Annotated in this window: 10 protein-coding genes; 6 read left to right on the forward strand and 4 right to left on the reverse strand. The window is 40.1% G+C overall.

From position 1 onward, the window contains the following. Position 1: 1 nt before the first annotated feature. Both RHO12_02500 and RHO12_02505 read right to left on the reverse strand, forming a co-directional pair. A complete protein-coding gene (locus RHO12_02500; protein ID WVD66651.1) occupies positions 2-829 on the reverse strand; it encodes a ShlB/FhaC/HecB family hemolysin secretion/activation protein in 828 nt (275 codons plus the stop codon). Positions 830-876: 47 nt separating this feature from the next. Next, a complete protein-coding gene (locus RHO12_02505; GenBank protein ID WVD66652.1) occupies positions 877-1,701 on the reverse strand; it encodes a POTRA domain-containing protein in 825 nt (274 codons plus the stop codon). Positions 1,702-2,044: 343 nt separating this feature from the next. Here RHO12_02505 and RHO12_02510 point away from each other — a divergent pair, with 343 nt between their 5' ends. Together RHO12_02510 and pepT are read left to right on the forward strand one after the other, a co-directional pair. Next, positions 2,045-3,595 (forward strand): AbgT family transporter, encoded by a 1,551-nt coding sequence (locus RHO12_02510; GenBank protein ID WVD66653.1) that lies wholly within the window; start codon positions 2,045-2,047, stop codon positions 3,593-3,595. Positions 3,596-3,605: 10 nt separating this feature from the next. Then, complete coding sequence (pepT, locus tag RHO12_02515) at positions 3,606-4,847, forward strand: peptidase T (protein WVD66654.1); 1,242 nt, start codon at positions 3,606-3,608, stop codon at positions 4,845-4,847. A gap of 81 nt (positions 4,848-4,928) precedes the next feature. On the opposite strand, the gene RHO12_02520 is transcribed toward pepT, so the two are convergent. Next, complete coding sequence (locus RHO12_02520) at positions 4,929-5,987, reverse strand: NAD(P)-dependent alcohol dehydrogenase (protein WVD66655.1); 1,059 nt, start codon at positions 5,985-5,987, stop codon at positions 4,929-4,931. Positions 5,988-6,245: 258 nt separating this feature from the next. Further along, entirely contained in the window at positions 6,246-7,544 is a 1,299-nt protein-coding gene (locus RHO12_02525) for an NAD(P)/FAD-dependent oxidoreductase (protein ID WVD66656.1), read from the reverse strand. 188 nt (positions 7,545-7,732) lie between these two features. Here RHO12_02525 and RHO12_02530 point away from each other — a divergent pair, with 188 nt between their 5' ends. The 4 genes from RHO12_02530 (at position 7,733) to RHO12_02545 (ending at position 12,743) form a co-directional block, all read left to right on the forward strand. After that, the gene (locus tag RHO12_02530; protein ID WVD66657.1) at positions 7,733-8,635 is read left to right on the forward strand and encodes a 1,4-dihydroxy-2-naphthoate polyprenyltransferase; all 903 of its coding nucleotides are present in this window, start codon (positions 7,733-7,735) and stop codon (positions 8,633-8,635) included. A 175-nt stretch (positions 8,636-8,810) separates the two neighbouring features. Continuing rightward, complete coding sequence (locus tag RHO12_02535) at positions 8,811-11,270, forward strand: DMSO/selenate family reductase complex A subunit (GenBank protein WVD66658.1); 2,460 nt, start codon at positions 8,811-8,813, stop codon at positions 11,268-11,270. Positions 11,271-11,289: 19 nt separating this feature from the next. Next, a complete protein-coding gene (locus tag RHO12_02540; GenBank protein ID WVD66659.1) occupies positions 11,290-11,904 on the forward strand; it encodes a DMSO/selenate family reductase complex B subunit in 615 nt (204 codons plus the stop codon). A 2-nt stretch (positions 11,905-11,906) separates the two neighbouring features. Then, the gene (locus tag RHO12_02545) at positions 11,907-12,743 is read left to right on the forward strand and encodes a DmsC/YnfH family molybdoenzyme membrane anchor subunit (GenBank protein ID WVD66660.1); all 837 of its coding nucleotides are present in this window, start codon (positions 11,907-11,909) and stop codon (positions 12,741-12,743) included. The last annotated feature ends 94 nt before the right edge of the window (positions 12,744-12,837 follow it).

Consider the following 12,837-nt stretch of genomic DNA (forward strand, 5'->3'; position numbering starts at 1 on the left):
ATTAATAGTTCCAATTAATAGTGAAACCCAAGGTAACATCATCGGTTTTAAAGCCCTGTGGCTTATAAAGCGGCGTACCAAGAAACGTGTCATACGAAAAGCCATACACATTGCCGCGTACCCCAAGGGCGCCGCCAGCAAGCTTGTTACCAAGTAGGTAACCCGAGTTAGCCCCTGATACTTCACCATAATCGAGACCTAAATAGAGCTCTTGACGGGTCGGCGTAGCCCAAGACAGTTCATTACGCACATACCAGCCATTGTCAGCACTCAAACTTAGCTCACCATCAAAGCCCCTGACCGACCAACGGCCGCCTATCGAAAAGCGCTCGGGCGCGGTTAAGTCACCCCAGCGGGTAAATTGACCTTGATAATCGAGGTTATAACGCAAATTTTGTTCAGCAACCGTAAAGGGAACATTGAGTGATAAATTGAGATTAAAAATATCCGACAGCGCCGTGGCATAACCGGCTCCTTCCTCAGGTGCCGCTTGGGCGCCAAACCAACGTACACCTTTTTTATAGCTGGCCCCCACATCAAGGGTGAGCGAATCGAGGTAGTGACGGTGAGCAATACCCAGTGTCCAACTGGTGGTTTTGCGGTGTTGCACGTCCACTTCGGTATCATCAATAAAGTTATGTGATTCTTTTAGGTTGATACCATAACTTAAGGTGGTTTTTTGTGACGCATTACGATGAATAACGCGACTGAGTTGCACATTCACGTTGCGACTACGGCCACTATATTCATAATCAGGCACTCCGGCGACAATTTGGTGGTAGGTGTTACTGCTTAATGATGTACTTAGCGCCCAATAGCCCATCGGCACTGAATACGAAAATAGGTAATTTTTTGAGCCGTACTTGCTGTTGCCATCTAAGTCATGACACCTGAGACATAAAAGGCATCGCTCATGCCTAATGGGTTATCTAAATAGAATGTTAGTCCACCTTGGTAATGCCCGGTATCTTTAGCACCGGAATCATCAAATGAGGCGCCAAGACGCCAATATTTTGACTGCGTTCGGTTAATCACAATATCACTTTCACCAGGATGTTCACCTGGCACCAGTTGCATCTCCGCTTTAACCGTAGGGATGCGCTGCAGGTTTTCTAGCCCTTGTTCAATATCGCGTAAGTTAAGTAGCCGTCCTTTTTTAAGTGGCAATGCGCTCTGTAAGCTCGAGCGGTTGTCACTTTGGTCAGTATAATAGAGCCCACTCACGGTACCTTTAACCAATAATAGTACTAAACTACCACTGGTTAAATCTTGCTCGGGTGCCACCACGCGCGTAGTAATATAGCCATAACTAATAATGCGGTTTTGTAGCTCAGTCATTAACAAATTAATACCTTGCCCACCAAGGCATTGACCTTCGGCTTGATTTGATAAGGCATACAAAGGCAAAGTAAACGGCAGTGCATCACGCTCACGAAGCTCGACATGGTTAATCGCAAAACATGGCGTTTCAATTGGGAAATCAATCGTATGAGTTTTAACGATGGCGGGCAGCAATTTAACGTCTGGCACAGGCGCAGATAAGCTATCTTGCAGTGCCTTTTGCCGCTCTTGTTGATAAATAAGCTGTTGGTCACTAATGGCTCTTTCAGCCCCCGTCGGCAATGTAGCCGCTATCACGTCAAGTGATATGACATAGAGACAAAAGAGTTTCAAAAAAGATTTTAATACGATATTTTTCACAAAAGCTCATTAATTATACATAAAAGTGCGAAATAATAAATTAATAAGCACAAATTGTCTATAAAAAAGCGATATTTTAACTTCCATTACATTTTATTTACTTATTTTTAATGAAATTATGTCATTTAAATCAATCTTCTTGGGATATGATAAATTTTGCTTAAATATTGCGCTATTTTCCCTTGGTAACGGGATAAAAAGGTGATTATATTTAGATGAGACGAATCATAAATGGGAATAATTTTTGATTAAAGTATATCCAACTAATATGATTTAATTTGTGTGTTAGTATTTATTGTATAAAATACATCTTGCTTTTTGTTAATTATAATAGGAATAAACTATGGCTGGAAGTCTTCCCTCAAACAAGGGATTTTTAAATCGTATCGAACGCGTTGGCAATGCGATGCCAAGTATTACGATGCTATTTTTATATGCACTTATTATTTGTTGGGTTCTCTCATTTTTATTGTCTTTTATTGATTTTAGCTATGTAAATCCATCAACCCACAAGAAAATTGAAGTTATTAACCTATTTTCATACCATGAAATCGTCACGTTCTTAACCACGATTGTCAATAACTTTATTAACTTTCCGCCATTAAGTATTACTATTGTTGCCACATTAGCGATTGGTATTGCTGAGGGGAGTGGTTTTGTCAATACCGCTTTAAAAAAGATGCTTGGCATTATCTCACCTAAAATGCTAACGCCAACCGTTGCGTTCGTTGGTGTGGTTGCTCATATTGTATCCGATTCAGCTTATGTTATTTTAATGCCCGTTTCAGCGTTGATGTTTTACGCGAGTGGGCGTCATCCATTAGCAGGTATTGCCACTGCATTTGCTGGACTTGCCGGTGGATTTACCGCCAGTTATATGCCATCACAAATTGATCCTATTTTGCAAAAATTTACTGAACATGGCGCAAGGCTTATCGACCCAAGCTATAACGTCAATGTACTATGTAACTACTTTTTTAGTTTTGGTGCTACATTTGGCGTTATTTTAGTGTGTTGGTTTGTGGCCGCAAAAATTGTTGAGCCTTGGCTAAATAAAAACTGCCCGGTTGATACCGATAGAGAGATCGAACAAAATAGCGATGTCAGTTATATCGCACCGCATGAGAATAGAGGCTTTCGTTGGGCTGGATTATCGATTATTGCCTTAATTGTGTTACTGACGGTTTTATTATATCCCGATAGCTCGCCTTTTCGCGCCAGCAGTGGCAGTTTAACCAGTGCCGATGCGCCCGTTATGCAGGCCATTGTACCGCTATTATTTATCTTTTTTGCCGTCCCAGGCCTAATTTATGGTTTTGTTGCGGGTACCTTTAAATCGTCAAAAGATGTGACAAATTCAATGGAAAATATTCTTAAGTCACTGATTTCATTTATTGTATTTTGCTTTATTGCCGGTCAATTTTTATACTCATTTAATCACTCTAATGTCGGTGTGTTAATCTCAATGGCAGGGGCCGAATTTTTACGCTCACTAAGTATGCCAGCATGGTTAACGATTATTGGCATGATTCTATTATCATCATGTATTAACCTTGTTATCACCTCTGCAACCTCTAAATGGGCGATTATGGCGCCAGTTATGGTACCAATGCTAATGGCGGTAGGGATTTCGCCCGAGTTAACTCAGGCGTCATTTAGGATCAGTGCCGCGGTCAATGTTAGTACACCGATGTTTCCTTTTTACCCGCTTATTTTAATGTATTGTCATAAATATTGTAAAAACGCCGGTGTGGGCACATTATGTTCGATGATGATCCCTTTCTCGATTGCTATTTGGCTAGTTTTAATTGCCACATTGTTTATTTTCTGGGGATTTGAGATCCCAATCGGTTTTGATAGTGGCTATACTTATAACGCAGTACAAACACAGTAGTGAGGTTTTTATGCAATCTATAATGCAACAGTTACAACAACGTTTTTTTCGCTATGTCGCCATAACCTCGCAAAGTTGTGCGGCTAATTCAACCGTCCCAAGCACGGAAGGACAGCGTACATTGGCTAAATGCCTTGCTAGCGAACTAACTGATATGGGAATAGCCGATGTTCATCTTGATGAACACAGTGTATTAACCGCCCACTTTAAAGGTAACAACCCTAAGGCGGCAAAAATTGGTTTTGTCGCGCATTTAGATACGGTTGATGTTGGGTTATCACCTGATATTAAGCCGCAAGTTAAACACTTTAGTGGCGAAAATATTTGCCTTAATAGCGAACAAAATATTTGGTTTAATGTCGAAGAGCATCCAGAAATTAAGGCCTATGTAGGCGATGACATTATTTTTAGCGATGGTACTAGCGTACTTGGGGCAGATAATAAAGCCGCAATCACGGTATTAATGACTTTGATGCAACATGTTTCAACTAACCCGGATAACTACGGCGATATTTATGTCGCGTTTGTTCCTGATGAGGAAATTGGTTTACGCGGCGCTAAAGTGATGGATTTAACTCGCTTTCCTGTCGATTTTGCCTATACGATAGACTGCTGTCAATTAGGTGAAGTGGTTTATGAAACATTTAATGCCGCCTCAGTAAGCATTAATATCAAAGGCATAACCGCGCACCCAATGTCAGCTAAAAATGTGTTAGTTAACCCGATTCGGGTTGCTCATGATATTATTGGTTGCTTTGACCGACAAGATACGCCAGAACATACTGAAGGCCGTGAAGGTTATTTTTATGTAACCGATTTACATGCCAATCCTGATTCAGCTGAAATTAAGTTAGCAATTCGCGATTTTGATAAAAACAGCTACGAAGCAAGGAAGCGCTATATTGGGGAAGTTGTGCAGCTGATTGCGGCACGTCACCCTAAGGCTAAAATAGACTATCAAGTAACCGATGTTTACAGTAATATTCACGACTCTTTAGGTCAAGATAAAACGGCCATTAATCTGATTTTTACCGCCATGAAATCATTATCAATCGAGCCGAAAGTTATTGCTATGCGAGGTGGAACAGATGGTTCAGCCCTATCCGCTCGAGGAATTTTTACGCCTAATTATTTTACTGGCGCGCATAATTTTCACTCTTATTTTGAATTTTTGCCAATGCAGTCTTTTCTTAAAAGCTATCAGTTAACGGATCTTATCTGTCAACTGGTGGTAACAGACAGTCAAAATTAGGTTTTTATTGTCTTATTTTATATGCGAATAAAGCCACGTTATGTGGCTTTATATTTTTTGATGCGCATGTATCGCGGAAGGCTATTTATCTTTTTTTAAGGATGCCATATCAATAACAAAACGATATTTGACATCACTTTTGAGCATCCGTTCATACGCTTTATCGATATATTGAATGTCGATCATTTCCACATCTGAGGTAATATTATGCTTAGCACAGAAATCAAGCATTTGTTGCGTTTCGGCGATGCCACCAATGAGAGAGCCGGCTATCGATTTTCGTCCCATAACTAATGGCGCGGTATTTAAAAATGGGTCTAAATCACCTAAATAACCCACTAAAACTATGGTGCCATTAAGTGCTAGTGTTGGAATGTAAGGATTTAAGTCATGAATGCTCGGTACCGTATCAATGATTAAGTCGAACTGATTATGAACCGATGCCATTTGCTTGTCATCTGTTGATAGTACGATATGGTCAGCCCCTAAACGAATAGCATCTTGCTCTTTACCTTTAGAGCGTGTAAACAGCGTCACCTCGGCGCCAAGACCTTTAGCTAATTTAATCGCCATATGACCTAGTCCGCCTAAACCCACCACCGCAACACGACTATTTTTAGTCACATTCCAGTGCTTTAATGGCGACCACGTCGTTATCCCTGCACACAGTAGCGGTGCCGCGCTTTTTAGATCCATGTTGTGCGGTATTTTTAAGACAAACTTTTCCGCCGCAACGATACTGTCAGAATATCCGCCAAATGTTGGCATATGGTCATGGCGATCAAGACTATTGTAAGTTAAGGTACTGCCTTCCTCACAGTATTGCTCAAGTCCATGGTGACAAGGTTCACAGTGCTGGCAAGAGTCGACCATACAGCCGACGCCCACTAAGTCGCCCGGCTTAAACTTTGTGACTTTATTACCAACCTGAGTCACTCGACCTATAATTTCATGCCCTGGGACGACGGGATAGTGAGTTTTCCAATCGCCATACACATGGTGCAAATCAGAGTGGCAAACACCACAATAAAGTATTTCAATTACGACATCATCAACGCGAGGATCTCTACGATCAAAATGATAAGGCGCCAATTTTGCTTTTGCTTGCTGTGCGCTATAGCCAAGTACTTTTATTGTCATTTCTATTCTCCCATCTGGATTAGTGCTAATTTGATAGCCAATAGTTAATAAAATTTAGGGTTCAAAACTGAAACTATTTTTATGTACAATTGTGATACTAGCGGTTAACAGTCTATACCTAATAGTGAGGATAAAATAGCGATAATTATGGCTTTTACTTAATTTGCGCTATGGATAGTTGAGGAACAATCAAGAGAATAATATGTATTATTCTCTTGATTTAAGTGGTCGGTCAAAGTGTAGCTACTTAATTAGTCACTATTTATCACCACTGAGTGTTGATTTAGTTTTATTTACCACTCGAGCCGCTAAAGTAAAGCGTATTGTTCGGCAAATACCTAATAACGATGCTAAATGCATACGGTATAAAACTCGGTGAATTAATAGTGCAAAAGCACCTTTGGCATGAAAACCTTTAGAGCCAATCATGGATACCACACCTTGCGCCGTATCATGTAACGAGATGATAATGCCCTTATCGTTATACTTGAATTTTTTCATTGGTAAATCATTCATCGATTTTTCAATGTTATAAGCACAAACCGGAACCATTTGGTGAGCTGCTTGCGCCGTTGGTGAAACGAGCTTACCGTTATCCTGCATACATGACGAACAATCACCAATAACAAAAATAGCATCATCGCGTGAAGTTTGTAAGGTCGTTTTCACCACTAATTGATTATTACGGTTAGTTTCAAGCCCGGCAATATTATTAAGGAAATCAGGTGCCTTAACACCCGCTGCCCAAACAATAATATCCGCAGCAATCGTTTGCTCGTCTTTAGTGTAAAGCCCTTGGTTATCTGCTTTAACGATCATAGTTTTGGTTAAAACTTTTACACCCATATTTTGTAAGGTTTTTGTGATCCCTAATGAGACTTTTTCCGGTAGCGTAGGTAAAATACGGTCAGCCGCTTCAACTAAGCTAATGTCTAACATTTGCTCGCCTAAATTAGGGTAACCACTGGTTTTTAGTGTATTAACCATGTTAGGTAATTCAGATGCTAATTCAATCCCTGTTGCTCCGCCGCCCACAATCGCCACTTTAATTGGCTTTTGTGTTGTTGCATTATTGGCATCCATATCAAAGCGAATAAATGTCGATAAGAGTGTTTTACGTAATTCAATAGCACTTTTTTGATCGTCAAGGAAAATAGCATGCTCTTTAACACCTGGCGTACCAAAATCATTTGCCGTACAGCCAATGGCAACGACTAAAATATCATAATTAATTGTAACTTCGGTATCGCTATAACCAAGTGCCACACGATTTGCATCGGTTATCACAATATGTTTATTATCGCGGTCAATATTAATTAATTTACCTTGTTGGAACGAAAAATGGTGACGCTTGGATTGAGAAAGGTAACTAATGTGATCAGTTTGATCATTCAATGCACCGGTAGCAATTTCATGTAGCAACGGTTTCCAAAGATGTTCAGTATTTTGATCGATAAGTATGATTTCCGCCCTTTTCTTGCGACCGAGTTTATTTCCTAATTTAGTCACAAGCTCTAAACCGCCAGCACCTCCGCCGACAACAATAATTCTTTTCACTGCATATTACCTTTTGATAAGTTATTTTAAACAATTATAATGATGAACAAACGGCTATTATAATACAGCTATGATATTTTTAAAAAAACTATCGTACTAAATAGCATTTTTTCTTCCAAAAATCGTGAATAATATAAGGATTACTGATATTATTCGCCCATAGCTTGACGATATATCATATAAAACTAATGAAAATAAAACTAATTCCATGGATTGATAGCTTCCGTTTAAAAACCTTACCTCTCGCGTTATCAGCCATTTTAGTCGGTAATGCATTAGCTTACTGGCAACAGCAATTTAATATTTGGGTTTTGTCACTCACGCTTATTACCGCAGCACTATTGCAAGTGTTGTCCAATTTAGCCAATGATTATGGTGATGCGATTAAAGGTGCGGATAAAATCGATCGCATGGGCCCATTACGTGGCATTCAGCAAGGCTTAATAACCCTTAAACAGTTACGAATGGCGTTATTGATAAATGTTGCATTGTGCCTTGCGAGTGGATGCGCTTTACTGATTCTGGCCTGTGACACTTATGCTGAATTTGGCCAATTCATCTTGCTTGGGCTACTATCGATAGTTGCCGCCATGACTTACACCATAGGAAAAAAGCCCTATGGTTATATTGGCTTAGGTGATGTATCTGTGCTGGTTTTTTTTGGCTTAGTCAGCATTTTAGGTAGTTATTATCTGCAAACTAAACAATTACCGTTATTTTTAATGTATCCCGCCATCGGATGCGGGCTATTATCCGTTGCGGTACTTAATATTAATAATTTACGTGATATAAAAAGTGATAAGTTACATAATAAGCGTACTTTTATTGTGTTAATTGGTGAAAAAGCCGGTTGCTATTACCATGCCGCACTACTCATTTTAGCTTTTTTATTATTAGCACATTTTTCTTTCTATTATTTACACACAATCTGGAGCTATCTGTTTTTATTAGCAACCCCACTGGTGTATCAACAAATATATAGTGTATTTAAATTTCACTCGACAAAGGCAATGGCCCCTTTGTTATTTGCCATGGTCAAACTGGCGATGCTAACAAATATACTTTACTGCCTTGGCATCATCCTGAGCTAAATTAAACACCTCTATCATAAAATTAACTGCATACAAATAAGTGTTCAGACAAAATACAAATGATAATTGTTTTTATTAAATGAAATAATTTCAATTATTTAACTTTTTTATTTTATCTAATAAGATTTAGGTTTATCATAGGTGGATCTCCACAAAAATAACAGGGATATACTTTATGGATAATACAAATAAACCTAAAAATTTTAGTCGGCGCAACTTTTTGCAAAAATCACTTTTAGTCGGTGGCGCCGCCGCATTAATGAATAAATTTAGCCTGCCTCTGGCTTATGGCCAAACCGAATCAACATCAATAACCCCATTTGCGGGAGAAAACCAAGAGGCAATTAGTTATAGCGCCTGCCTAGTCAACTGCGGTAGTCGATGTCCGTTAAAAGTGCACGTCAAAAACGACATTATCACTAAAATTTCATCGGAAGATGGGATCAATGATCCGGTTTTTGGTCAGCACCAAATTCGCCCTTGTTTACGAGGACGCTCCGTTCGCTGGCGAACTTATAATCCTGAACGATTAAAATACCCAATGCTACGAATTGGTAAACGTGGCGAAGGTAAATTTAAACGAATTTCATGGGATGAAGCAACTGATATTTTAGCAGGAAAACTAAGACATACCATTGACACCTATGGCAATGAAGCAATCTTTTACCAATATGGCTCAGGAACCATTGGTTCTAACCTTAGCGGTCGTAATATGAGCAAACGACTGCTTAATACGTTAGGGGGATTTCTTGATTATCACGGTACGTATTCTGATGCTCAAATCATGACGATCCAACCTTATTTATTTGGACCAACCGATAATAACTATGGTACACAGTTACAAACACTTTTTGATCAAATTAAGCATTCTGATTTAGTGGTGATGTTCGGACAAAATATTGCTGAAACGCGGATGTCTGGCGGTGGGCAAGTCACTGAGCTCTATCATGCATTAGCTGAGAGTAACGCTAAAGTCATTATTATTGATCCTAGATGTAATGATAGTGTTGTTGCTTATAATGCTGACTGGATCCCAATTCGTCCGGGGACCGATGCAGCGCTTGTTGCGGCAATAGGTTATACATTAATAGAAGCCAATTTAATTAATGAAGAGATGTTGGCTAAATATTGTGTCGGTTGGGATGCGAAAAGCTTGCCCGACGATGCTCCAGACCATAGCGACTATAAATCGTATATTTTGGGTTTAGGTGAAGATAAGGTCGCTAAAACGCCTGAATGGGCTGAACAATTAACTGGTATTTCAGCACAAAAAATACGCGAACTAGCACTCGAAATTGTTAATGCCAAAGCGGCGTGGATTTCGCAAGGCTGGGGAGTGCAACGCACGCAAACTGGCGAACATGCCGCGCGAGCTATTATGGCTTTACCGATTATGACTGGGCATTTTGGCCGTCAGGGTACCAATATTGGTACATGGGGTGGCAGTGTCACTTATCCTGTTGCGGGTATGCCGATGTTACAAAATCCGGTAAAAGTAACTATTCCCGTTTTTATGTGGACCAAAGCGATTGAAGATGGTGAAAACCTAACCGCCAAAAATGCCTTTATTAAGGGCAAAGACAAGCTTGATGTCGGTATTAAATTTTTATGGAATTACGCCAGTAATGTCATCGGTAATCAGCATGCTGATCTTAATAAAACTCACCAAATTTTGGCTGATGAATCAAAATGTGAATTTATTCTCGTCTGGGATACTCATATGACCGCATCGGCTAAATATGCCGATTTATTGCTACCTGATGTTTCGGGAGTTGAAACGAGTGATTTAATTAATAACTCCTATCAATCAGGCGCTTATAACTATTTAATTCGTATGCAGCCAGCCATTAAACCACTATGGGAAAATCGCGTCACTTATGATGTGCTTTGTGATGTTGCCGAAAAATTAAAGGTAAAAGAGGTGTTTACTGAAGGCAGAAGCTACGCTGATTGGATTGAGCTATGCTATGAAAGAACGCGAGCGGCTAACCCTAATTTGCCGACCTTTGCGCAGACAGATGGTAAAGGTGTTATTGACCGTAATCTCGCCGATAGTGATAAGCATATTGCCTTAAAAGGTTTTCGTGATGACCCAATTGGTCAGCCACTTAATACCCCATCGGGTAAGATCGAACTCTATTCCCAAACACTAGCGAATATTGCTAACGAATGGCAACTTGATGAAAAAGATAAACTCTACCCTATTCCCGCTTATTTGCCGGCAATTGAAGGGGTTGAAGATCATGAAGGGCTCGAAAAATATCCATTACAACTTACCGGTTATCACACTAAAGGGCACTGCCATTCAAGTTATGCCAACTTACCGCAACTAAAAGAAGCATCAACTGATGCTGTTTGGATCAATCCAATCGACGCTGATAAACGCCAGATTAAGCATGGTCAATTAGTCGAAATCTATAACGACCGAGGAAGAATGTACCTTCCCGCTAAAGTCACGCCAAGGATAATACCGGGAGTGTTGGCGATTCCGCAAGGCGCTTGGGCAAAAACCAATAAAGATGGCGTAGATATAGGTGGATGTATAAACCGCTTAACATCGCAGCGGCCAACGGTTCTTGCTAAAGGAAATCCGCAACATACTAATTTAGTCGACGTAAAATTACTATCCCTATAAAAAAGAGGCGTAAAAGAATATGCAATACGGTTTTTATATTAATTCCGCTAAATGTACTGGCTGCAAAACCTGCCAAGTAAGCTGTAAAGATGAAAAAGATACCAATATCGGCACTAAATTTCGTCGAGTATACGAGTATGGCGGCGGCAACTGGCAACAAACGAGTGGCTTATGGCAGAATAACACTTTCGTCTACTATTTATCCATTGCCTGTAACCATTGTGAAGAACCGACCTGTGTGCACGGTTGCCCTACGGGAGCGATGCATAAAAGGAAAGAAGACGGTCTCGTGGTTGTTGACCAAGATACCTGCGTGGGGTGTCGATATTGTGAAATGCGCTGCCCGTATGGTGCCCCGCAATTTGATCAGCAAAAACGAGTCATGTCGAAATGTGATGGTTGTTATGAGCGGGTCAGTGAAGGGTTAAAGCCCGTTTGTGTCGGCTCTTGTCCACAGCATGCACTTGAGTTTGATGATATAACGATATTACGCGAAAAATACGGTAATGAACGTGATATTGCACCGTTGCCACAATCGTCATTAACCAAGCCAAACATTGTAATCAATACTCACGCACATGCGAAGCGATCGGGCGATACTATTGGCTGTATACTCAATCCTGAGGAAGTATAATTATGCATGAATTACCCTTAGTTTTTTTTACTGTGCTAGGCCAAATGGGCGCTGGTGCAGTATTTATTTCAGCGCTTTATTCTTTAACCAGTCGAGTGCAAAATACGGTTAAAATTGAGCGAATAAACATTGCCGCATTAGTGGTTATGGCTGTGGCAATGGGTATTGCCTCACTGCACTTAGGTCATCCGCTACGTGCTTTAAATGTCATTTTTGGGATTGGCCGATCGCCAATGAGTAATGAAATTTTTACTTTTGGCATACTCTTTGGCATTACTTTCGTCAGTGTTTTGCTCGCCTATTTTACTCAGCCGAATAAAGGCTCTAAACTGGCACTGGTAAAAACATTAGCCAATCGAATCAATACGATCCCGAGGATTAATACCATTATCGCGCTCCTGCTTATTATTGTTAGCCTATTTTTTGTCTGGACAATAGTGGCAACCTATATGATCCCAACGGTTCAAAATTGGGATACGGGTTATACAGCACTACAAATGTACACGGCAATGCTAATACTTGGTGGTATTTTAGCGGCCACGTTTGGTCTGCGCCGCGCTGGATTAGCACTATTTATTATTGGCGCGCTAATTGTGTTAGCAACAAAACTCCCTTACATTCGTTTTTTAAGTCAACATACCCTTGAGCTAGTTCAAGCACAGTATTATTGGTGGTTATTGCAGTGTGGACTCCTTATTTTATCGGTATTTATTGCGTTAAGAAATAGCCGTAAAAGTTGTCGTTCAACCCCGGTCTATGCTATTGCACTCTTACTCGCCTTAGTTGCTGAATTATGTGGCCGTATTGCATTTTATAATCTTTGGGCAATCCCAATGTAACCCTAACCGCGGGTAAGACAGCGATAATAAAAATCATAAGATAATAATATTACTTATGATTTTTATTTTTATCGTCTCAAATTTTACATAATAA

The organism is Orbaceae bacterium lpD02 (assembly GCA_036251875.1).
Classification (GTDB): domain Bacteria; phylum Pseudomonadota; class Gammaproteobacteria; order Enterobacterales; family Orbaceae; genus Orbus; species Orbus sturtevantii.

Coding starts and splice junctions, on each gene's coding strand:
- RHO12_02510 (WVD66653.1), top strand. CDS start 2,045: ATGGCTGGAAGTCTTCCCTCAAACAAGGGATTTTTAAATCGTATCGAA.
- pepT (WVD66654.1), top strand. CDS start 3,606: ATGCAATCTATAATGCAACAGTTACAACAACGTTTTTTTCGCTATGTC.
- RHO12_02520 (WVD66655.1), bottom strand. CDS start 5,987: ATGACAATAAAAGTACTTGGCTATAGCGCACAGCAAGCAAAAGCAAAA.
- RHO12_02530 (WVD66657.1), top strand. CDS start 7,733: ATGAAAATAAAACTAATTCCATGGATTGATAGCTTCCGTTTAAAAACC.
- RHO12_02535 (WVD66658.1), top strand. CDS start 8,811: ATGGATAATACAAATAAACCTAAAAATTTTAGTCGGCGCAACTTTTTG.
- RHO12_02540 (WVD66659.1), top strand. CDS start 11,290: ATGCAATACGGTTTTTATATTAATTCCGCTAAATGTACTGGCTGCAAA.
- RHO12_02545 (WVD66660.1), top strand. CDS start 11,907: ATGCATGAATTACCCTTAGTTTTTTTTACTGTGCTAGGCCAAATGGGC.